Annotated in this window: 18 protein-coding genes; 8 read left to right on the plus strand and 10 right to left on the minus strand. The window is 56.4% G+C overall.

Translation table 11 applies throughout. The features are described from left to right. Positions 1-16: 16 nt before the first annotated feature. The 3 genes from VJU77_18865 to VJU77_18875 form a co-directional block, all read right to left on the minus strand. Positions 17-625, minus strand: a complete 609-nt coding sequence (locus tag VJU77_18865; GenBank protein ID HKP05418.1) for a HEPN domain-containing protein — start codon at positions 623-625, stop codon at positions 17-19. Between the two features lie 653 nt (positions 626-1,278). Continuing rightward, on the minus strand, positions 1,279-2,235 hold the full coding sequence (locus tag VJU77_18870; protein HKP05419.1) for a restriction endonuclease: 957 nt from the start codon (positions 2,233-2,235) through the stop codon (positions 1,279-1,281). A 342-nt stretch (positions 2,236-2,577) separates the two neighbouring features. Further along, on the minus strand, positions 2,578-2,805 hold the full coding sequence (locus VJU77_18875; GenBank protein ID HKP05420.1) for a hypothetical protein: 228 nt from the start codon (positions 2,803-2,805) through the stop codon (positions 2,578-2,580). A 90-nt stretch (positions 2,806-2,895) separates the two neighbouring features. Between VJU77_18875 and VJU77_18880 the strand changes: the two genes are divergently transcribed. The 3 genes from VJU77_18880 to VJU77_18890 all read left to right on the plus strand — a co-directional run bounded on the left by VJU77_18880 (position 2,896) and on the right by VJU77_18890 (position 5,981). Beyond that, a complete protein-coding gene (locus VJU77_18880) occupies positions 2,896-3,453 on the plus strand; it encodes a helix-turn-helix domain-containing protein (GenBank protein HKP05421.1) in 558 nt (185 codons plus the stop codon). Between the two features lie 726 nt (positions 3,454-4,179). Then, positions 4,180-5,589 carry a tyrosinase family protein gene (locus VJU77_18885; protein HKP05422.1) on the plus strand — a complete coding sequence of 470 codons (1,410 nt, stop codon included), beginning with the start codon at positions 4,180-4,182 and terminating at the stop codon, positions 5,587-5,589. Positions 5,590-5,594: 5 nt separating this feature from the next. Then, entirely contained in the window at positions 5,595-5,981 is a 387-nt protein-coding gene (locus VJU77_18890; GenBank protein HKP05423.1) for a hypothetical protein, read from the plus strand. 62 nt (positions 5,982-6,043) lie between these two features. On the opposite strand, the gene VJU77_18895 is transcribed toward VJU77_18890, so the two are convergent. The 6 genes from VJU77_18895 to VJU77_18920 all read right to left on the minus strand — a co-directional run bounded on the left by VJU77_18895 (position 6,044) and on the right by VJU77_18920 (position 12,860). Next, on the minus strand, positions 6,044-6,868 hold the full coding sequence (locus VJU77_18895) for a 5'-3' exonuclease H3TH domain-containing protein (GenBank protein HKP05424.1): 825 nt from the start codon (positions 6,866-6,868) through the stop codon (positions 6,044-6,046). A 132-nt stretch (positions 6,869-7,000) separates the two neighbouring features. Then, positions 7,001-7,729 carry a monofunctional biosynthetic peptidoglycan transglycosylase gene (gene mtgA / locus VJU77_18900; protein HKP05425.1) on the minus strand — a complete coding sequence of 243 codons (729 nt, stop codon included), beginning with the start codon at positions 7,727-7,729 and terminating at the stop codon, positions 7,001-7,003. Between the two features lie 160 nt (positions 7,730-7,889). Then, on the minus strand, positions 7,890-8,117 hold the full coding sequence (locus VJU77_18905; GenBank protein ID HKP05426.1) for a helix-turn-helix transcriptional regulator: 228 nt from the start codon (positions 8,115-8,117) through the stop codon (positions 7,890-7,892). Between the two features lie 294 nt (positions 8,118-8,411). Continuing rightward, the gene (locus tag VJU77_18910; GenBank protein HKP05427.1) at positions 8,412-8,927 is read right to left on the minus strand and encodes an ATP-binding protein; all 516 of its coding nucleotides are present in this window, start codon (positions 8,925-8,927) and stop codon (positions 8,412-8,414) included. Further along, positions 8,917-11,634 (minus strand): hypothetical protein, encoded by a 2,718-nt coding sequence (locus tag VJU77_18915; GenBank protein HKP05428.1) that lies wholly within the window; start codon positions 11,632-11,634, stop codon positions 8,917-8,919. The genes VJU77_18910 and VJU77_18915 overlap by 11 nt, the downstream gene beginning before the upstream one ends. A gap of 497 nt (positions 11,635-12,131) precedes the next feature. After that, a complete protein-coding gene (locus VJU77_18920; protein HKP05429.1) occupies positions 12,132-12,860 on the minus strand; it encodes an ATP-binding protein in 729 nt (242 codons plus the stop codon). A gap of 1,272 nt (positions 12,861-14,132) precedes the next feature. Here VJU77_18920 and VJU77_18925 point away from each other — a divergent pair. Continuing rightward, the gene (locus tag VJU77_18925) at positions 14,133-14,726 is read left to right on the plus strand and encodes a hypothetical protein (protein HKP05430.1); all 594 of its coding nucleotides are present in this window, start codon (positions 14,133-14,135) and stop codon (positions 14,724-14,726) included. Positions 14,727-14,843: 117 nt separating this feature from the next. Here the strand turns inward: VJU77_18925 and VJU77_18930 are convergent, their stop codons facing one another. Beyond that, positions 14,844-15,503, minus strand: coding sequence for a hypothetical protein (locus VJU77_18930; GenBank protein HKP05431.1), 660 nt, complete (start codon positions 15,501-15,503; stop codon positions 14,844-14,846). A gap of 269 nt (positions 15,504-15,772) precedes the next feature. Here VJU77_18930 and VJU77_18935 point away from each other — a divergent pair, with 269 nt between their 5' ends. The 4 genes from VJU77_18935 (at position 15,773) to VJU77_18950 (ending at position 21,911) form a co-directional block, all read left to right on the plus strand. After that, positions 15,773-17,992, plus strand: a complete 2,220-nt coding sequence (locus VJU77_18935) for a helix-turn-helix transcriptional regulator (protein ID HKP05432.1) — start codon at positions 15,773-15,775, stop codon at positions 17,990-17,992. Positions 17,993-18,311: 319 nt separating this feature from the next. Beyond that, positions 18,312-19,451 (plus strand): dsDNA nuclease domain-containing protein, encoded by a 1,140-nt coding sequence (locus VJU77_18940; GenBank protein HKP05433.1) that lies wholly within the window; start codon positions 18,312-18,314, stop codon positions 19,449-19,451. Further along, positions 19,448-20,005: a hypothetical protein gene (locus tag VJU77_18945; GenBank protein HKP05434.1), complete on the plus strand. Its 558-nt coding sequence runs from the start codon at positions 19,448-19,450 to the stop codon at positions 20,003-20,005. Before VJU77_18940 ends, VJU77_18945 begins: the two co-directional genes overlap by 4 nt. Next, positions 19,998-21,911, plus strand: coding sequence for a hypothetical protein (locus VJU77_18950; protein ID HKP05435.1), 1,914 nt, complete (start codon positions 19,998-20,000; stop codon positions 21,909-21,911). Before VJU77_18945 ends, VJU77_18950 begins: the two co-directional genes overlap by 8 nt. Positions 21,912-21,914: the final 3 nt, after the last annotated feature.

Raw genomic sequence — 21,914 nt, forward strand, 5'->3', positions numbered from 1 at the left:
TGATTCAACCGCGCTCCTATTTCGGCAAGCAGAGATCGATTCTTTCAACTAGTCCTCGTATGAACTCCTTGCACTCCCAGGAATAATCCGGTGCGATCGCTCTCGGCTCGCCGTGCGTATCAACGTCAGCTTCGTGTGCGATTTGGTTGCGGCGTTTGTTGTAGCGATCGAGCCGCGCGGCTATGTCGTCCCGTGTCGTCTTCGGGCCTTGCCACCGTATAGCGACGTCAGACAGGATGTCTGGGATACCGAGAATCTTAAATGCGTTGACCACTTTGTCGGGGGCCTGGAATGCTTTGAATCGCGCGATTTTTTCGCGGATTTCTTCGGCGAGTAACCGCGGCCCGTTAGCTGCACGAACAAAGCGCAGGCTGTGTTGAACATCTTCTCGTTTTCTTGTAGGCATCACCGTTCCGACCGCATCTGCGAGGAGTTCCGAGACCATAAAGTCTTCATCGGCAAGCAGCGCCGGTAGATATGCTGCAAGTACGTCGTGCACATATGCATCAAGGGCGCCCACGGCCGAAACGACCGTTGCTCTAGGCAGCCACAGCAAATAGTCATTCGCCTTTGAGAGGGCTCCTCGACGTCCCAGATTCTTGCGCTGTCTAAGCTCGTAGTACATATCGAGGTACTTCTCTGCTCCCACTAAGTTCCTCCGGAACTTCTGAAGCGGGGAAACGCGAAATCGGAGGCGAACCTTCGTCGTCATTATCTTGCTATTCAATGCGATCGAGGTCGTACCCGCAACACTCAGTTCGATGCCGCATTCGGCACGGGGAGGGGGTCGCGTCAAAACATTAACATTCAAATCAGCTCACTTTTCTCTGGAGCCCGTCGCCCGGATCACTTCTTTGGTTTACCTTCCTCGCCGCGGACTTCCCGGGCGCCCTTCTTTGCGTTGGTGCCACTCAGTCTGCCCGCCACGGCGGGCGAACAAATCTGGGTGAATTACTCACTGGGGAGAGATCGCGGGCCGTTGCGCTCGCAAAAACATATTTCTGGATTTTGCCGGTCGCGGTTTTGGGGAACTCGGGGACGAAGGTCACGCCGTGCGGCGCTTTGAAGTGGGCGAGGTTGGCGCGCGCAAAATCGCGGAGCTCGCCCTCATCGGCGTGCGCGCCTTGCTTGAGAACAACAACGGCGTGCGGGGCTTCGCCCCATTTTTCAGGGTCTCCAAGGGATTAGAGCTAAATATCGATACTTGGACCCGACCCCGATGCCCCATAAGGTCAACATCGCGTCACCACACCAAGACGCGCATCGGCGCTACATCTTCTAATTTGGGTCGACTGGAAGAAGCCCTACTTTCTTACCCGTAACGGTGAGTTCTAATATCCCCGTATAGATCAGCTTCTGAAACGTCTCACTTGCCGCATTGCTGGTTCGAACAAACGTGCTTTTCGCTTGGATCGTAAGCGTTCGCGACTTCGGAAGGATGTCACCCGGACCAACCGACTTCATTTCTCCATCGAAGACCATCTTCCATCCTTGGACCTTGGCTTGTCCCGCAGGCTCGTCGACCAGTCCTTCAAAATGAAGACGTCCAGAACGAATGCCTCGGATTAGCTTTGCGTTGACCGATATTCCCAGTCTTACGACTTCCGGGCGCGCTGAAGTTGTGCACGCGACTTCGCACGTCCACGGCCCCTCTTTCCTTTTGGCGGGATCATTGGCGACATCCCACATTTGCCTTATCGCCTCACCAAGAGGGACAGCAGCTTGGCGTGGCGACAACCGGAAATCGTTTTCCTCGTCGGTTATTATCGGTTCTTTGGTGCCATCTGCGTGGGCAAAATAGGCTGCGATCGGCGTCAATTCCCAGATTTCTAAGAGGGCAGACGTTCTTAGGCCGATACCATCCAACCAGTCATGTTTTTGCGTATCGACATATCGATAGAGACTAACATTTTTCTTCTTTGCGAGAGAGTGCGCCGTTTCGGAAAACCCGGCCCGGGAAACCATAATTCCGATGTGTGCGCCAACGTCCTCCATCAGGCCAGCAAAAGCCGCCACATCATTGACATCGGGCTTACTGCTCCAGTTCTTGCAATCCACGATAATCAATACTTCTTCGGTCGAGACTGTTGCACGAATGCAAATGTCCACCTGGCGCTTTCGACCGAGCTTGCCGAATATCCGCTCGTTCGTCGTCACTTTTACATCGCCACCAAAACTTCTCTGAAGCCGGGCAACAATAGCCTCAAATTCTTGCCAGCTAATCGTCTCGCTCATTTTACGTCTTATCTTCTAAAGGGCCCGGTAATGTCCATTCGTCCGGCCGCTGCACAAATTGTTTGGGCGGAGGAAAACGAGGTAGGGGTCGCGTCTAAACATTTGACATTTGTTCGGCGGACTTCGGCAGAACGCCGGATTGGCGGGCGCGTATGCTTCTATCGACGCCATCCTTTTCGCTGAAGGCGGTCGCCAGATTCACTCCTTTGGTTTCGCCTTCTTAATGCGGACTCTAACGAAAGGTCGGTCATCGCAGTCGGTAACCGGGGGTCAGTCCTTTTTTCCTGCATTCTCAGTCTCTTGGAAGCCACCCGGACGGGCATTCAAACCTGGGAGAATCGCTTACTGCCGAGAGATTGCAGAGCGTTGCGCTCGCAACACGTATTTCTGGATTTTGCCGGGCGCGGTTTTTGGAAGCTCGGGGACGAAGGTCACCCGGTGCGGCGCTTTGAAGTGGGCAAGATTCTCGCGCGCGAAATCGCGGAGCTCGCCCTCATCCGCCTGCGCGCCGTGCTTGAGCACCACAAAGCATGCGGCGCTTCGCAACGGCATGCCTTGTTCAGCAACCACCGTTATTCAGCAACCACCGCTACTTGGCAACCAGCCTTCGGAGATTGGCAGACTTTGCAAAGTGTGTGACGGTCACAGGAATTTGAAGCCGTGCCGTCTTCTCCCCAGCCGACTCTTTGGCGCACCTGTCGGGTGCTGGCCAGCCGGAAACGCCTTCAGATGCTCGCCTGCCTGATCCGCCACCCAGGCCAGACGGTCTCTGCGGTCGCGCAACAGACAAGGTTGTCGATGCCGGCCGCCAGTCAATACCTGCGCGCCTTGGAAACGCGAGGATTGCTCACTTGCCGGCGCGTCGCCAAGCGGGTGGAATACCGGCCGGCGCCAGCCACGAGCGACAGTGCCGGTGCGGAAATTGTCGACGCCCTGCGCCTGGCCTTCGGGCGAGGAGAACAGCCGGCCGACGCGATCTTCAAACTAGCGACGGCCTTCACCCATCCGCGACGAATTGAAGTGTTTCGCGCTTTGAAGAAGGGCGCGGCATCGTTTGCCAAACTGCAAGCCGCGACCCACATCTCGGCGCGAGCTTTGGCCCGGCATCTTTCGAAACTCAAGTCGAGAGGGTTTGTGAAGAGGGAGAAGCAAATTTGGATGCTGAACGTCCCCAGGCATCCGCTCGCCCGTGCCTTGGCCCGTCTGGCAAGAGGATAGGTCGATCGAGAGTCAGACTTTGCAAACCACGCCGAACAGCGCCGCAGGAGAGTCAGCTTTGCAAAGTGTGCTTTACGGGACGTGTGTGCCTCACAGGGCGCGGCGCAAAGTCAGACTTTGCAAAGTGTGCCGCAAGCGGGCGGACGGTCCTGTCTCACTGAAGAAAGATCGCAGGCCGTTGCGCTCGCAAAACGTATTTCTGGATCTTGCCGGTCGCCGTTTTGGGGAGCTCGGAGACGAAGGTCACACGGTGCGGCGCGTTGAAGTGGACGGAGCCGCAATCAGGATCCTGCTCATCAGTTAAACGATGAACCGCGTTTCCGACGTGCTGTCAATCAGGCGCTTGCTCAAGTTCATTGAAATGCGCTTCAGGGTTCCGTGAAATTTTCAGCGCCAAAATTCCTTTTTTTTGCCTTGCCGCTCCATTCCCGAATTCCTAGCGTGGCGGCTGAACCTCACCCTCACCCCTCTCCCACGAGATAACTATGAAACCCACCGGAATCACGCGCAGGCGTTTTCTCGAAACCACCGCCGCGACCGCAGGCGCCGCCATGTTGCCACTCGGCGCGCTCGCGCAAACCAAGGCCAAGTTCCGGCGATACAACGTCATGAGCGCCGGCGGCAAGAAAGCGCTGGCGAGTTATGCCAGGGGCGTGAAGGCCATGCTCGCGCTGAAGGCGGACCATCCGCAGAATTGGTTCCGCAATGCCTTTATCCACCTGATGGATTGCCCCCCACGGCAATTGGTGGTTCTATGTCTGGCACCGCGGTTATCTCGGCTATTTCGAAGAGACCATTCGCAACCTGAGCGGCGACCCGACCTTCGCGATTCCCTATTGGGATTGGACGACCTTGCCCGAGATCCCCGCTGCCATGTTCGACGGCCTCCTGACGCCTCGCGACATGGGGTTCGAGCCTTACACCGGCAACCTCGGGCGCTTCACTGCTTTTGCTAAGCCCGCTCTCGAGAAATACTGGAATAGCCTTACTCCGGCCCAAAAAAACCAGCTCAACGTCCGTGGTTACACGGAATTCGAGCTCCTCTGGAACGATGTCACAGGCTATAGCCCTAAAAACCAATTCGGGATCTCGGGCAACATGGGCTACGCCATCACCTGTGGAGCGCGGTATCTCACTCGCGACAATCCGAAGCTCGACAAAAAAACCGCCTATGACGTGTCCCCCCGGATTGTCCACAGCGGGTTGTTACCAAAGGATTTTTACAGCTCGGACGACAAGCTGAGCTTCACCAGTTCCAAGACTCCTTCGCATAACACTCAGCCGGACAGTTCGACGGAGTTCTCCATCCTGGAAGGGTTCCCGCATAACAAGGTTCACAATTACATCGGCGGTGTCGGCCCGATCGATCCCGGACCGTACGGCAACATGACGAACTTCCTGTCGCCGGTCGATCCGATCTTCTTCCTGCACCACTCGAATATGGACCGGCTCTGGGATGTCTGGACGCGCAAACAGCAGGCACTGAAGCTGCCCTGGCTGCCCACTGGGCAGGATCTCGAAACGCTCTCCAAAGAGCTGTTCCTGTTTTACGTCAACGGCAAAGGTCAATACGTGGGCGAAAGCAAGGCGGGAGAATATTTGAACATGGACCGGTTTGGGTATGACTATGAGCCCGGCTTCGGCGAAGAAATTATCAAAGCGCCTGAGGAGGTGACCACCCGCGCGAATCAGCCATCGCCGGTCTCAAAAGGAACCGTGCAAGCCAATAACGCGTCCGTCCCGGTGGTCGCTGACTCCATTCAAAAGCACATTGACGCAAAGAAACCCGCACTTTTCGCGAAGATCACCCTCCCACGTCCCGATATGAGTTCGTCCCTAACCCGCGAATTTGACGTCTTCGTCGGCGCCCCGGACAACGCCGGGGAGCTGAATGAGGACAGCCCCCATTTCGCAGGGACCATCGCGTTTTTCGGCAAGATGCCCAGCATGGAGGGCATGCCGATGGATGCAACCTTTACGGTCCCGCTGCCCAATGCGCCGCAGGCCTTTGCGGAAGCTCTTGCCGCCACCCCGGACAGGACGGCCCCGGCTAACGTTAAAGTCCGTGTCGTGCCTTCTCACGGCCCACGGGAAAAGATGCCGACGCTCAAGGCGGTCTCAATCCACTCCTTGTAGCTGCGATGTTCAGGATCGTAACCGCGTTTGCCTTCGTTGCGCTCCTCGTCCGATTTGCAGGCGCCGCGGACTGGCGCGAGGTCGATTCGATTCTGCCCCGCGCCCTGGAAGCGGGCGAGACCGCGTTCATCCAGGTGCAAGTAGGAACGCTCGCGCGTGGAAAAGAGATTGAAGTCACGACGACTTCGGAACACGAGCTCGGCGTCATTTCTCCTCACGGAATCCGCACCGGACAAGAGGCCGGGATTTATACTTTGCCAGTCCCGTCAGAATTCATCGTCAACGGCCACATCATCGTCCGGCTGTCGCTGAGTTATCGTGGCGCCCATCGCGCCCCGACCAACGAGGAGGTAAAGAGCGTCCGCGTGAAGATCGCCGGCGGAGAGAAATAGGAGCTCCCCCCGCCGACTCGCCGAGCCGTTGAAATAAAGGAAGCCGTCAGAACAGCCCCTGATTATTGACTGGCCGCTTTTTCCGCCCGCTCGAGGAGTCGCGGTGCCTCCATTTTCTCTGCCCATGCGGCGAATGCCGGAGTGGGCCCGCGCCAGCGGAGGGTTTCGACATTTTTGAAGAGCGGCGCGTCGGTGCGCAGGGTCGCAAGCTTCTTGAACAGCAGCGCGAGCTTTCGCTGTTGGCCCAGAATGTTTGGCGGAAACTTTTCAATCGGGCCGTAGCGGTTCAAAAGCTCGGCGGCGCCTTTCATGCCGATTCCGGGAATGCCTGGATAGCCGTCCGCCGCATCACCCACGAGCGCGAGCAGATCGGGGATGAGCGGCGGATCGACGCCGAATTTTTCGCGGATCGCGGCGGCATCGCGAATGATCTTGCGGCGACCATCGATCTGGACGACGCGCGTATCCCGGACGCATTGCCCCAGGTCTTTGTCCGGCGTCCAGATCGCGACTTTCTCCACCTTCTTGTTCTTCGACGCAATGTGCGCCGCCGACGCGAGCGCATCATCAGCTTCGAGCTCAATCATCGGCCAGACGACAACGCCCATCGCGGCCAGTGCTTCTTCGAGCGGATGGAACTGCGCCCAGAGCGCCGGCTCGATCCCGTCGCCAGTCTTGTATCCTGTCCAAAGCCGATTCCGAAACGACTCGATCACGTGGTCCGTGCCGACGCCGATGTACATGTCACCCGTCTCAATCATCTGCAGGACGCCTTGGAGCACCCCAACCACGGCGCCGTAAGGCCGGTCGGCGCCTTTGGTGAAACGTCGCAACCCGTAGAAGTGCCGGAAGAGCTCGTACGTGCCGTCAATGAGATGGACCACCATTTCGCCACCAACTCTACCTCACGGCTCAAGCTGCCGCCGTGGCTACAGCGTTCGTCCTCGTTCGTAAACTCTGTTTGGGAACGCACTTGTCCCCGCAACTCCGTTGCTTCGTCATTCGTAATTGGTCATTCGTCATTTCATCAGCTTCTCCGGAAAATGCGCGTGCTGCTCCCGTCGCAGAATGAGCTGCTGACGCCAGCGTAACGTCCGCCCCGGGTTCCTCGGATCCCAGCCTTTTGGATTTGGCAACACCGCTGCCAGCATGGCCGATTGCTCCCGCGTCAGCCCGCGCGCACTGACGCCGAAATAATGCTGCGACGCCGCTTCCACGCCGTAAACTCCGCGCCCCATCTCGATCACGTTCGCATACAGCTCCAGGATTCGCCGTTTGGGCAGCAGCATTTCCATCCAGATCGTGTAGTATGATTCCAATCCTTTCCTGATCCAGGAGCGTCCCTGCCACAGAAAAATCGACCGCGCGCATTGATTCGTGATCGTGGACGCCCCCCGCACCGGTTTCCCGTTCCGCTCCGCCTTTTCCATCGCGCGATCCATCTCTTCCCAATCAAACCCAAAATGCCGGAAGAACCGCTGATCTTCCGATATCCAAAGGTGCTTCAAAAACATCTCCGGAATCTGCGACAACGGAACCCAGCGATAGCGTAACGGAGCCTTCGGCCCGCTCGACGACACCTGCTCAATCCACATCGGCAATGTCCGCGGCGGATTGACAGATCGCACCACTGCCACCTGCAAAGCCGGGATGAGGAGCAAAACTACCAACCCGACCAGGAGCCATTTCCAACGGCGCTTACGACCGCGCGAGGCGGACTTCTTTTGGCGCTCTTTCTTTTTCGACATCTTCGCCAAGAGACCGCGGTGGCACCCCTCGCGCAACCAAGGGTCAGTCTGCGATCGTGCGAAGTCGCTCAACCGCGCTGAAAACGATTTCGAAAAGGGCCGCCTTAATGCATCAATGGTTTGCGGCGAATCGGCGCATACCACCTGCGCAAGTTCGCAGCTACGATTTGAGCAAAGCCTCCATTGCCTCAAAGGCGAGATGCCTGGGCCGCGCCCGCCCCTGTTCCCATTCCTGCAAGGTGCGCCTTGATATCCGCAGCTTCAAAGCAGCTTCGCTCTGGGAGAAGTTGTTCTTCTTGCGCCATTCGTAAAGACGCTCGCCAAACGGAACCGGCACCGACGACGCCCTCGCCTTTCGCTTCATGACCCGCCGCACCCGACAGCTCATTGAACACCTCCTGGCTTAGCAATCATATACGTGACCCACGTATATGAGCGAAGGGTGAAACCAGACATTGGTCGCTCAAGCCCACGCCGCGACGCGGTCGCGGGCCCTGGCGATATACGTGATTCACGTATGTCATCGCTTCGCGCTGCTGATTGCCAGTTTCGGATCAGCGACCTGATAGCGAGCGCTGATCATTGACAAGCCGAGCGTTGTGACGCGGTCGGCGCACAATTGCCGTGTAAGCCGTCTTTCATTCGTTCCCCCGGCTCCTCTCGTGATTTCGCACTCATTGGTCTAGACCCAGAGCGTTCTATCGAAAGTACGATACTGAATCGCTTCGCTGACGTGCTCGGGGGTGATGGAATCCGAAGCGGCGAGGTCGGCGACGGTGCGGGAGACTTTCAGGATGCGGTCGTAGGCGCGGGCGCTGAGGTTTAGTTCGGTCATCACGACCCGGATCAACTCCTGCGATTCGTCGGTGAGCTGGCAAAGTTGTTTGATCTGACGCGGGCCCATCCGGGCGTTGCAGTTCACTTTCTTGTCGGAACGAAAACGGGCGCGCTGCCTTTCGCGGGCCAGCTGGACGCGTTCGCGAATTGCAGCAGAGGGTTCTTCGGCGCGCGTGCTCGAGATGTCCCGGTATTCGACGGCGGGCACTTCGATGTGGAGATCGATCCGGTCGAGCAGCGGACCGGATATCCGCCGGCGATAGCGCTCGACCTGGATCGGGCCGCGGCGGCATTCGCGGTTCAGATCGCAAACTTCAACGATCGCACCTTCTGTAATTCCGGGGATTGGCCTAATGCACATTATAAATCTCGACGAGGCCAAACCCCAAGGAACCGTTTTTTTCTTCCAGGATGGCGGTGAATGCGCCCGGTGCCAGCGGTGTCGGGGTAAAGATGCCTGACTCTAGCGGAAGGGGCACGAGTCCTCGGAGCGGAAATTCCACATCCGCCGAAACGTTAAGCATCCAGTTGTTGTTCAAAATCGGGGGCGTGGCGCCTTGCAGCGCGAGCGTTGGATCGGCGACCACCGGACTAAGGGGCAGCGAAGGTCCCATCCCACGCACCGCCACCCGGGTAGGGTTGCTGCTGCCGCCGAGTATAAACCCTCCGATCACGCCACTGGCACCGGCACCGGGATCGACAAAGCCGCGCGCGCTGATGTTGGCTAATTCCGAGCCAGCCGCGGGATCGAGGTCGTAGACGTCCACCACACCTACGCCGGTCCCTCCGTTCCTCCCGGCCAGGATCGCGGTGTAAGAAGCGCAGGGCGGCAGCGTGACGATCATGGCAGACTCCAGCTCGTGTGTCGGCGCCAGACCGACGGCCATGAGTTGCGCTGCTTGGGCCGGGTCATCCCGCCAGTTGTCATTCGACAAGAGAGGGTTTCCACCGCTATCGCGCAGATTCAGGGTTGGATCGGCCAGCGGATTCGGGATGCCGAAGGCGGCCAGGGATGGTCCAATGCCACGGATCGCCACGGTTTTGGGCGCATTCCCGGTGACGATAAATCCGACAATCAGGACCTTAGGTCCGATTCCAACCAGGGCCCGGGCGGAGATATTCAGGAGCTGAGCCGGGGACAGGGTTGCGGGTAGGCACGGCCCACAGACGACTCCACTCGACAAAACCTGGATCGTGTCAACGCGCCAGCCTGGAGAGGCCATGCTGTTGTCTGATCCCATGCGGAACCGCAGCCTGATTGTTTGTCCATTGACGTTCGGTCCGAGGTTCGCCACGGTACAGACGTAGCCGCACGAAGAGCCAGACCACGCCATTCGACCCGCAATCGGACTGTCGGTACTGGGGTCGATTTCAGCGTTATAGCCACCGGTGACAAAAGTCCCCCTCACTTCTGGAGCGAGGATGTCGGTGAATGCTCCGCCCAGGATGTTGGGTGACGAAACTTCCAGGACACCGCCATCAAAGCCGCTTTGCAGATCGAAATTACTGCGGAAGCTCACCTGTGCTGTGCTCGAGGTGATAGGAATCTCCGGACTGACGAGCAGCGCGTCGCGGATCGTCGCCGGGGCGGCGACGAAGGCGGCATTCAGCGGGGTATCAGAGTTGGTGGTCGAGGTCATCCACCCTGGGGCGATAGGTGTCGCGTTCCAGTTCGCGGGCAAGGCGGGCGCGGTCACATTGTCGAAGCTCTCGCTGAAAATTGTCCCCGGGCATGGCGTTACCGTAATGGGAGCTGTGGGGCCGGTACTGGCCACGGAAAAGCCTCCTCCGGCCTGGCCGCCCGCCTCGTTATAGTAAACGCCAGCCATGCTTGCGACGATGACCGCGAAGCTCAGCGAGATGGAGCCGCCCGGGAGGACGACAAACGGGCCGTTCCACGTAAGCCTCTGCCCGGAGACGGTCGGATTGCTGGTCGTTACGCCGGAAGTCAAATTCGATATGTAGCTGAATCCCGCCGGAAGCGTATCCGTAATTGAACTCAGCGTGACGGACATTGTGTTCGGATTATCGATCTTAATGGTGTAGTCGTTCCGCGACCGTGCCACTGATGTTGGGTTGAGAGCCGTTTTCGAAGTGACAAGAGGGCGCCTGCTAGCCGGGAAGGCTGTCAGATGCGAGAAGGTGGCGGAGCCGAGGGCGGGAATGCTGAAGTTCCAGCTGATCCCGGCCCCGTTATCCCGGTAGTCGATGCAGGCGCACTGATTCGGGAAAGCCGTTTGCGTGGCGATGCGGGCCCACACCAAATCGTAGCTTTCCTCATAATAGTTGCTGGGGCCCGTGAGCGGAATCCACTCCTCGATTCTGCCGGCCGGCATATTGTTCGCATTGACAGAGCAACCCACCGATCGGCGGTTGCCGAAGAGTGTGGTGAAACCGAAGCCTAAATCGGACCTTGCGAGCTTCGCGTCCCCCGCCCGATAGAGTACTCCGGTCGCCGGCCCGCCATTGTTGATGATCATGACGTCCGTTCGGTAAAAGTCATCTCCGGCGATGTAGGTATCGGTTTGCTGAATTCTGAGGGCGCTCGGGGGGAGACCCACGAGCGTAACGGCCCTGAATGGGTCAACTGCCGTCCCCGTGCCCGTCCGGACCTGGCTGATCCGCGTGAACACTACCCGCGGGCCGAGCAGGGCTGCTGCCGCCGTCCCTCCGTGTGCACTCAAATCAGGCGCGTAGAGCCTTCCGCCCGTGGCGATGAAAGTGCCGCAATCACCTGGAAATATGCCCGAGGGATAGAACTCGAAGACCGTCCCGTCTAAGATGTGCGCGACCTGGCAGCCTAGCTCGTCGCCGATGTAGACATGGGTGAGTGGACCTGCGGGCGCCCCAATGTCCACAACCGGAACGCGGGCGGGCCCATCGGGTACCGTGATATTCTTGGACGGATTCACGATGGGCGCGGGATTGCTCATCGCGAACGGGCACCACGCCGCGCTGGCCGACGCTGCAAGCAGCGCAATGGTCGCCCTCATCGTTAATTTCGTTGTCGTGCATTTCCCCCATCGACCAAGGTCGAAAGGGTTGTTCTTATCGTTTGGGGTTTTCATGGGAATGGTTTTGCAACTGCCGGCGAGAGCCGGAGCGTCGAACGACGGGACTGAAGGAAGAGCCGATCGATTCGTTGTTCATTGGGCGGGGATCGCGTTAAGCGGCCTTCCAGCGAAGGATCAGCCCCACGGACTTCTGCAGCCCGGCTGAAGATACGTTGAAACGTCGGGGGACGTAATCTCGGGTTGGGTCTACGAAAAGCGTCGGAAAGTGTCAACCAATCTTTTCAAAGCGGCTTTTTCGAAATTCCCTTCGCGCGCAATGCAGGCCGGTAAGGTCGCAGCCGCCGAGTGGATCGGTGAGTCGAGAGGTTCCCATCACAGGGCGGTTGCAGGGGGAACTGCGACTGGAGACAGCCGCCGCCGCTACGAGGCCGGCAACAGGCAAAAACCGCGTCCGCAATTCTGCCCTTGCGAGCGCTCGCCGTTGATCCTACAAACGCATGCGGGAAGAATGACCCGCTTTCGCAAAAACTACGGCGTGGCAGGGCACGAAACTAGACCCAGAGCGTCCGGTCGAAGGTGCGGTATTGGATCGCTTCGCTGACATGCTCCGGGGTGATTTCGCTTAATTCGGCGAGGTCGGCGACGGTGCGGGAGACTTTCAGGATGCGGTCGTAGGCGCGGGCACTGAGGTTTAATTCGGTCATGGCCACGCGGATCAATTCCTGCGATTCGTCGGTGAGCTGGCAATGTTGTTTGATCTGGCGCGGACCCATCCGGGCGTTGCAATTCACTTTCTTGTCGGAACGAAAACGGGTGCGCTGCCTTTCGCGGGCCAGCTGGACGCGTTCGCGAATCGCGGCGGAAGGTTCTTCGGCGCGCGTGCTGGAGATGTCGCGGTATTCGACCGCGGGCACTTCGATGTGGAGATCGATCCGGTCGAGGAGCGGACCGGAGATCCGGCGGCGATAGCGCTGGACCTGAACCGGCCCGCAACGGCATTCGCGTTTCAGATCGCCGAAGTAGCCGCAGGGACATGGGTTCATCGCGGCGACAAGCATGAACTCGGACGGAAAAGTCACGCTGCCGGCGGCGCGGGAGACGGTGACCTTTCCATCTTCGAACGGGTAGCGACGTATATCACCAACAGCGTGCCAGAAACAATCTCTGGTTCGATGAAGATTTTCTTTTCGCAATGGAGAAATGGAGATCGAGCGAGGAGTTCTCTTCACCAAGTACAACCAAGATTGTGGGGCTGTGCTTGTCGCATGATCGTCGATCATGGATATCAATGTTGAACGACTGCCGAGAGATTTTATTGCCGCAAGCCACGTAGCTCGCGTGGCTATTCAGCTGGCCAGCATTGGACAGAGCACGCCCGAACAGGAACTAAATCGGGCGTGGCGACTGATTGAGGTCGCGAGAGGTATGGTTCGAGAACATGCGGCTTTTCGCCCGGTTTCGACAGAGCCCCCAAAGCCGGCCGAAAAGCCTGAGGCGGAATTTGTGTCATTGCCAGGACCTGGCAAGCGGTGTCCGATCAGCGGTCTTTCACGCTCGACACTCTATCAGCTTGCGGCACTCGGGAAAATCAGAATGATCTCGCTTCGCCGCGAGGGCAATTCTCGCGGGAAAAGGTTAGTCGTGGTTGAATCTGTCAGGCATTATCTCCGGATGTTGGACGTGCAACAAAACCAGCCGTTACCCGATTTTGTCTGATTGAAGCCCCGCCTCGTGCCACCTACCGGGCGCCTAGAATTGACTAAAATTCTTGCATCTTGCGCTAAATGGTCCAAGTCGGATGGAAATTCGCACAAGCGAATCAACGTCCGCTTAGGAATTGACTGTTACGTCGAATCTTAGCACTCTCGCTTCGGTGGTATTTCCGAGGAACTTGTCACCGGCCGGCTCTCATTGCCCCCACAATGAGCGTGAGAGGCGGCACTTCCGTTTCCAATCAGTGAACCCAAGTGCGCTACACAGTGGAATGGCGGCAGCCGCATTCGTGGCCGTGACTCAACTGCTAACACGCGACCACCTGAACCACGCGCACCTTGCTGCCTTAACACTGTATGCGATCTCGCTTCCGCCCCTTATCACCGCTGCAATCGATCCTCGGACAGACAAGGCTGAAACCTGGGTAAAAATGGGCCTTCTTACAACAATGGCAACGTTGCTGTTTCTCGTGGCTACAAGTGCATTGTTCTGGTCGTTTAATGCATTTATTGGGTGCTCATTTCTCCTAAGCGCTGTCGTAACGGTTTTCGTAGGGGTTCTGAAGAGCGACTAACCCAAGCGAGCCGGCCGCGCCGCGGTCGTTCACGCGACATCCGTTTTCGAGCGGATGACGATGTCGCCACTTATTCAAATACTTCTGGATCGAGAGCACACGCTGCGAAGATATTGCTTGCGCATCCCGAAACTTCCTTGCTAAAACAAAACCCATCGCCATGAGGTCCCCCTGCCTGGTTCTCCTTATTACCTTTCTCGCCGTAACGGCGGTGACCGGCCAAGATGTTTATGTCTGGAAAACTGCGCCTTTCACGCGGTGTCCGTTGATCGGAAACGCCAGCCCGGGCACATCGAAGGCAAACAGTAACCAGAACAAAAATCGTTGGCACATACCCACGACCGCGCAATTTGACGCCCGCGTTACTTTGGCTGCCCTGTTGCAACCGGGCCGCGATGAAAGGCGATGGAATTCGCGCAAAGCAGGGCGAATTGTCGGGTACGTTGCGAAGGTCACGCCAGGAGGGATCAGCCACGGAGAGTCGTGCAACTGCGGGGCGAGGGCGGAGATCGACGCGGACACGCATATCGATCTTTTTCCTAACTCCGATCGGGCCACTCTGAACGATCCGTCGAAAAAGATCATCGTAGAGGTAACGCCACGAATTCGCGAAATCATGGCGGCACGAGGGATTGACTGGAAAACTAGAAAACTGAAGCGGACCCTTGAGGGACACTGGGTCGAATTTGAAGGCTGGCTATTCTTTGACCCCGATCACAAGACTGGTGCAGTGCACAGTGATCCAAATGAAGCCGTCGTCCCAGAGGAAAACTGGCGGGCTTCCGGTTGGGAGATCCATCCGGTGACACGGATTCGCGTTCTCAACGGCCGCCCGAATGCGATACGTCCGCGACGGTAGTGCAACGAGCCCAACTGATGAGTCGACTTCATTCGACCGACCGAATCGCATCAAGCAAACGTCTACGGTCTACCTAACTGGCCGTGGCGGGCTAATCGACGATCCCCGAGCCCAAATCTATTGCTGCGGCGCCGTGATCCCCGCGACCGGGTGTATTTCCCACGCTGCGAGCATTCCCGTGTCGTCGATGTTACTTCGATTTAAGAGCGGCCTCTTTTTGGCGTGATGGGTGTCGAAAAAGCCCTTGCCCAAAACCGTCACCACGGGATGGGAGTTTAGCGGCAGCGGTCTGCTTGAGGCTCGGAAGCGTGCGAAGGCTTGCCCTTTCTTCGTCCATCCGAACACGACCTTGCGAAGCGCGCACCATCGAGTTCCGAGAGGCACTTCAGCCAGGATGCGTCCGCGCTTTCGTCCGGTGGCGTCGGCGAGTTCGAAATGGATGTCGCCGTCCGCCTCCGCCTTTACCTCGACGACCTTTCCCGTGACTTTGTACCACTGCTGCTCGACGGGCGCGCGGGGTGATTTCCCGGTCAGACCGGGCACGGGCGCAAGCGCATACATACCCGACGGCGTGATGGTTCGGAAGCTGGATGCCTGCGCTGGTTGGCGGGCAGGGTCCAGCTTCGCAACCTTCCGGTCGTCGCTGTGAGCGCCGACACACTTGCAGGGCGAGGTGAAATACGTAGGCGGCCGCTCCTTCGCGTTGGCGCAGGGGTTTGCCGCAAGAATCACGAGACTGGTGGCGAAGACCAGCCCCAGGGAGTGCCGGGGATTCACGAAGGCAGCAAATCCTAAATCGCGCTCGCTAGGCAAGCCCTTTCTGATTTTTCCGCCAAAGTAAGAAGCCCTATTCGGTACTCAGCCAAAAGCCGCACGTTGGTGGTACCGTCATCCGTTATCGAGCGGATGACGGTGTCACCACTCGCATTTCAACGCGTGATCAGGCTACTGGGCGCAGCTTGTTACTTCGTCGGAGGCAGATTATTGATCAGCCTGAAACAAATCTCTTGCTTTGTGAATGCTTTCAGCAAACACTCAATTTCTATATGACAGCATCCACAGCGACAATGATAAGCGACGAATCCTACGCAGCTCCAACGACGGGCCGATATCTGGCCACGGTACGAGAGGCCGCTGGATTAACACAATCTCAGCTCGCGCAGGCAGTTACGTTCAGCACCGCGACGCTTTCCAGGATTGAGTCCGGCGACAAACTGGCAAGCTATGAGGATATCTCAGCTCTTTTAAAGGCGATCGGAACGCCCAAGGCCGCGGAGCTAACTGAGTTCCTAAACCAAGAATGGGACGAAGTCACCCGCCCCGAGTTTGACCACCCAAATCGCGGCGCTCTCTGGGAAGCAAATCTCGCTCTCAGGAAGGTAGCCGCGCTCCGCCGTGATCCGAATTTAAAGGCCGTATTTCTCCGTCAGATTGACCTTTACGAGGGAGAACTGCGTCGCGTTATCAAACTATTGGTCACCCGCGATCATCAGATCGCCGTTATCGGAAGCATCGGTGTCGGAAAGTCGACTGCAATCTGCAAATTGACCGGACTCCTCCGGATCGACGAGCCGAAACTTGATCGCCAGATTGTTTTAGAAACGGGAGCTGGAGGAATCACACTTTGTGAAGTCCACATTGCGCAAGGGCCGCGATACGGCATCAGAATAGTACCACGAAGTGAGGAGTCAATTCGACGGGATGTAGAAGACTTGTCGGATTACATTGTGACGCAGGCAAAGCCAGTTTCGCCTAGCGTGGAGCAAGAAGAAGAGGGTGACACGCTGGGTCTCTCTAAAGAGGTCGTCAGAGCTATCCGCAACATGGCCGGCATGACGGAACGGCGGCGGGAGCTAAATGGGCGTCGTGTTCGCTTTGATCCAGCGAAGGACTTAGCAATACAATTGGGCAGCGCCCAGGAACTATGCGTGCACATTTTAACGAAAATGGACCTGCTCCGCCGCAATCGCCGGGACGCATGGTATCCCGAAAATCACCCCCACCCCCCCAGCGCCTGGCTGCAGGAAATCTTTGCGGCCATCAATAATGGTCGTCATCCAGAATTCACCTTACCGCACAAAATCGAGATCATCGTGCCCGAGCCAGTCCTGAATACTCAGGAGCTAGCGATTCGAATCGTTGACACGAAAGGCATTGATCAAACCGCCGAACGTCAAGACCTCGAATGCCACTTTGACGACTCGAAGACGTTGGTCGTTCTCTGTAGTCGCTTCAACGATGCGCCTGAAATTGCTCTCCAGACTCTTCTTCGCCGCGCAAAGGATTCAGGTGCCCGTGATATTGCACCGAAAACAATTCTCCTTGTTCTTGCCCGCCCCGAGGAGGCACTCGCTGTGAAACACGATGACGGCGTTCGCGTTGAAGACGAGCAAGAAGGCTGCGAGCTAAAGCGCGACCAAATCCGGTTAAGGCTGAGTCAACAAGGATTGGCCGACATCGCCGTCGAGTTCTTCAATGCGCGGGAGGAACGACCAGACGAACTGCGGGAACTGCTAATACGGAAGATCGAGGAGCATAGGACATACTTTGCGAATCAGATCACACACCTGGTGGAGGCCGTCGATAACCTGAGCGATAACAGGCAAGACGAGCAGATCCGAATGGTTTTCGAACATGTAATGAGTGATCTGCGTTCGTGGATCAGGGGCAATCGCCAAATTGAATTATCTCAAGAAGGCGTGCAACAACCACTGGTGGCCGCGATTGATGGAACTCGATACGCGAGCACAATCCGCGCTGCGGTTCGCCGTTATGGCGACTGGTACAATCTTGATTACTACCACCACTTGGCATTTGGAGTTCGTCGATTGGCAGTAGAGCAGATCGGGGCACGAATCGAAAAGTTCAAAGTCATCGCCAATAACCTTAGAAACAACGATGACCTTTCACCCGCAAAGGAATTCCTCGAAGGAGTGAATCGGCGGCTAGACGCTTTGATCGACGAAAGCTATCGGCGAATTCAATCTGCGGGCAGGGAAGCCTTCAAACAAACTCTCGCCAAACACAGCGCGTTTTGGGATCAGTGCGAAGAACGATGGGGGCAAGGGACAGGCTACAGAGTAGCGATTCGCGATATGACGGACCAGGAGCTCCAAAAAGACGCGACGGAACTTGAGAAACTGCTCGTAAGCCTGCTGACTGCGGAGTGGGAAGCCATGGTCCTTACGGTCGAATCGATGTTGGAAAACACGGAGGTTCCTCCATTACCCAGTCAGCCAATAGCGCACCTGCAGGGCACACCGTGAGCTACGATGCTCTGAGCACAAATGCCGTCTCTCTCGCTCATTGTGGGGCAATGAGAGACGGCTGGCGGCAATTCCTCACAGAATACCGCCGGAGCCGAGAATGCCAAGATTCGGCTGCGCGCTTAAACAACCAAAAGTGCGTCGGATTTCCGGACGCGCTTAAAGAACGGGCCAAGATTGAAAATGTTCAGTTGTGATTTCCTTGCCCTGGGGCTGCTCGATCGACTAGAATCACGCCAGTTGACCCCAGAATGATTGCAAAAGCCGTGTCACCGCCCCCAATAATCGTTCAACGCGCTCCGGCGCTGAGAGTTTACCAATGACTCGTATCGCAGTCTCGATATACGATTTGCCACCAATCGAGACTGGCGGGTCAACCGCCCGACAGGGATTTGCATTCCAAGATCACGTAGCCATTGATTTTTGCTTGGAGTTGTTAACCAACGGTCAACTTCAAGAAGTATGGTTGGAAACACAAGATGATATAACTCTGCTGTGGAAGTCAGATTCCGCTTTGCTAGTGGAATTTATCCAGGTCAAAAGCACCCAACTCGACCAGTTATGGTCACTGTCGAAGCTCTATACGGCAGATAATGCAGGTCTTTCAGTGATGGAGAGGTCACTTGAATATGACCGGTGTTCGGAACCGACACTGTTTAGGCTAGTCACTGCGATTCCGTTTAATTCCGAGCTTTCGGTGCTCACGCTTGATCGCGATTGCTCGGCACGACGAGCTCAGCAAAACCAGATTAATGAGCTGATTGGTCGACTGCCGCGAAGATTAGAAAAGATTCGTTCTGCAAATGGTGCCACCTGTAAGGACTGGCTAAATCGCTCGCTCCTTAATTGCCATGATTCCGAGAGCGCCGTTCGCGACCACAACCTGTTAAAGCTAACAAAGGTACTTGAGACAAATGGGACACCCCCGCTCCAGGGGCAACTTCAAGAACTGTACGCACACATTCTGGGCAAAGTCTCTGACATGAGTAAACTTAGCGCCACGACTCACCGTGAGAGCAAGCGGTTTACGGCGGCGACATTTGGCGATTTCCTTGGGGCAAGTGTCAACACTCTGTTCGGTATACCTTCGCCCACGGGCGGCAGGAAACTTCGGGAGAAGATGGAAAAGGCCAATTTGCCAATCGACACGATTTTACAGGCCCAAGAACAACGCCGGTTTTACCGCTCCCGCTCGTTGACGCCCCGATATTTGGAAATTGGTGACGAACCGACCTTGAGCGAGGAGGTTCTAGCGTTGCTAAATCAAGTACGCTCACAGCTAGATGCGGGCGCACTAACCGACGACGGGCCGTCATTCCACGCCCGGTGTCTACAAGAACTCTCCAATTATCGGAATACACATCCTCCTCGGCAGAGACCCTCGCTGGCCGACTTGCAAGGCTGCATGTACAACATCACCGATCGCTGCCTGCATCGTTTTCAACGCGTAACGGCATGAGATCGACGCGAGGCTTGGCTGCAACACCCGCGGGAGTACCCTTACGTGCTGATGATATCTTAGAGTTCCACGCTGCTCGGATTCTTCTGCTGTTTGCCATTTGTGGCACGGGCGGCCGTATCGATAGCCTGACAAAACTCGCGAAACTCGACTTCTTCGTCCGTTATCCTGATTTTTTTCGAAGAGCTTGTCAAACCTTGGGACTGGACGTAGAGGACATTGAAACGACCGTTGAGTCCGCGATGGTTCGGCACCATTACGGCCCCTGGGACAAGCGATACTACCAAGTCCTCGGATATCTTGAGGCCAGAGGTTTGATTCAGACGACGCGGGTGGGACGAGCGTTCAATTTAACTCTAACGCCAAAAGGCAAAGGCATCGCGTCACAATTACGCATGGACCCAAACTTCGCTGTCGTGTGCGGTCAAATGAAACGCGTGAAAAAAGTTTTCGGTCAAAAAAGCGGAGCTTCAATAAAAAATCTTATTTACAGGGTCTTCGAAAAGGAAGTCGCCCTCCTTCGACATGGAGAAAGCATAACGAAAAGTGAATAGCTTACTCATTCGCGGAATTACTCGACGCCATCTCGCGGGAGATGTTGAAGAACTATTATTCGACGAAGGCGTTAATGTCATAGTCGGTCGACCGAACACAGGGAAAACCAAGTGGCTCCAAATGCTTGATTATGCATTAGGCAGTCGGAAGCCGCCGGAGGAGGTATTCGGAAACGATCTGGCCGAGAAATTTGTTTCGATATCCGTAAGCGCTGAAATAAGCGGCGTACCCGCGACGATAGAGCGTCGCTGGAATGAACCAGGGTCGCGTTCAAAGGTCTTTTTGGACGGCGCAGAGATGCTCGCGCCGGACTTCTGCACAATATTAAATAAACGTCTCGGAATTCCTGTCCTTCATTATCCTCAAGGCGACGCCTACGGCAAGCGACCGTGGCCAGAGCTAAGCTGGCGAAGCCTGAGTCGTCACATTTACCGCCGGCAACATTTCTGGGCCGATCTCGCTGAAATGCAACCCACCAGTGAACAACACGCGTGCATTCTCCAATTTTTGGGGCTGGCGGAACATGTATTTTCGAATGAATTCGGCGATTTGGTCAAACAACAGAAGCAGATCTTCGAGCTACAGGCCGCCAAGGATCAGTTTCTCACCATGTTACACGAAGTTTCGCGTGACTTGCTCGACGAAGCCGACCGATCAGTAGCTCTCACGCCCGAATCGATTGCGTCAGCTATGTCTACAGTGAGGGAGCACATTAACGCTACGCGTCAGCAACGAACTCGCATTTTGGAAGAACTTGCCACGTCAGCGGAGAATGGAACACGCGATCAGGATGAAAGCAGTGTAACCTTTTTTCAACAGACCAGCAATGAACTCAGTAGATTTCGGGAAAAGGCGGAAAGCGTTCGTTCCGCGAGACTTCAACTCGAACAACGTGCAAAGGACATTGAGCTCTTCGGCTCGCACGTAACCCAAGAAATTGATCGCCTAGCCAGAGCACGCTCTGCGGGAGCCACTTTGGCGGACTTAAAAGTTACCCATTGTCCCGCTTGCGACCGTTCGCTTGATCCCCCACATACCGAACAGTCTATCTGCTATGTTTGTCGGCATGAGGTTCCCTCCAATACTTCGCCGTCGGATCAGCGAATTGATTTTGAATTGGCACAACTGAAGGCGGAGCAAGCTGAATCTATGGAACTGCTCGCTACATTGCGAGCCGACCTTGAAGCGCACGTAGTTCTCGAGCGTGATTTGAGCGGTAAGCAAAGAAGGACGGAAGCAATGCTCCAGCCGATCCGCCGCAAAGCCGCCGCGATTCTACCGCCCGAGCTCGCAGCGTTGGATGTTCGCACAGGTCAATTAGATGAACGTTTGGCACAGCTCCAACGGATACAAATAACATTCGCGAAGCGTGAGCAACTAACGGCTGAGATTCGACGGATCGAAGCAGCCGTTGCCGAACTTGAGACCAAGGTGCAGGAACAATCGAGGGCGGTCAATTTTGAAGAGGCCGCCGAGTGGCTCGAAGATGGGATTAATGATTATTTGAACGCCATAAACCGTCGCCAGCCCGGCGCGTGGCCCCACGACAACAGGATTAAGGTCTCCCTGCGGGAGAGGCAGTTTCGAATCACGATCGGCGGCAGCAAATGGGACACAAAACTCGGGGGCACTCTCACACTCTACTTTCTACTCGCATATAATTATGGCCTACTGCGCCTAACGAGTCGCGCGCAGTGTCATTATCCGGGTTTGGTGATACTCGACTTTCCTCCCGAACTTGAGGAAACGTCGATCAGAGACAAAGAGAATTTTGTAATCGAACCATTTGTCGATCTGGTACGACGAGCCGGGTTCGAGAAAACTCAGGTGATTGCGGCGGGGGCCGTCTTCGAAAACCTGCAAGATGCAAATCGCATCGAACTAAACCAAGTCTGGACTGTTTGAACC

It is taken from the genome of Chthoniobacterales bacterium (genome assembly GCA_035274845.1).
In the GTDB taxonomy this organism is placed as follows: Bacteria; Verrucomicrobiota; Verrucomicrobiia; order Chthoniobacterales; family UBA10450; genus AV80.

What these genes read in the sequence shown, in the direction of transcription:
- VJU77_18935 (HKP05432.1), top strand. Translation starts at nt 15,773, where the DNA reads ATGACAGCATCCACAGCGACAATGATAAGCGACGAATCCTACGCAGCT.
- VJU77_18905 (HKP05426.1), bottom strand. Translation starts at nt 8,117, where the DNA reads ATGAGCTGTCGGGTGCGGCGGGTCATGAAGCGAAAGGCGAGGGCGTCG.
- VJU77_18940 (HKP05433.1), top strand. Translation starts at nt 18,312, where the DNA reads ATGACTCGTATCGCAGTCTCGATATACGATTTGCCACCAATCGAGACT.
- VJU77_18890 (HKP05423.1), top strand. Translation starts at nt 5,595, where the DNA reads ATGTTCAGGATCGTAACCGCGTTTGCCTTCGTTGCGCTCCTCGTCCGA.
- VJU77_18895 (HKP05424.1), bottom strand. Translation starts at nt 6,868, where the DNA reads ATGGTGGTCCATCTCATTGACGGCACGTACGAGCTCTTCCGGCACTTC.
- VJU77_18920 (HKP05429.1), bottom strand. Translation starts at nt 12,860, where the DNA reads ATGATCGACGATCATGCGACAAGCACAGCCCCACAATCTTGGTTGTAC.
- VJU77_18870 (HKP05419.1), bottom strand. Translation starts at nt 2,235, where the DNA reads ATGAGCGAGACGATTAGCTGGCAAGAATTTGAGGCTATTGTTGCCCGG.
- VJU77_18865 (HKP05418.1), bottom strand. Translation starts at nt 625, where the DNA reads ATGTACTACGAGCTTAGACAGCGCAAGAATCTGGGACGTCGAGGAGCC.
- VJU77_18915 (HKP05428.1), bottom strand. Translation starts at nt 11,634, where the DNA reads ATGAAAACCCCAAACGATAAGAACAACCCTTTCGACCTTGGTCGATGG.
- VJU77_18910 (HKP05427.1), bottom strand. Translation starts at nt 8,927, where the DNA reads ATGTGCATTAGGCCAATCCCCGGAATTACAGAAGGTGCGATCGTTGAA.
- VJU77_18945 (HKP05434.1), top strand. Translation starts at nt 19,448, where the DNA reads ATGAGATCGACGCGAGGCTTGGCTGCAACACCCGCGGGAGTACCCTTA.
- mtgA (HKP05425.1), bottom strand. Translation starts at nt 7,729, where the DNA reads ATGTCGAAAAAGAAAGAGCGCCAAAAGAAGTCCGCCTCGCGCGGTCGT.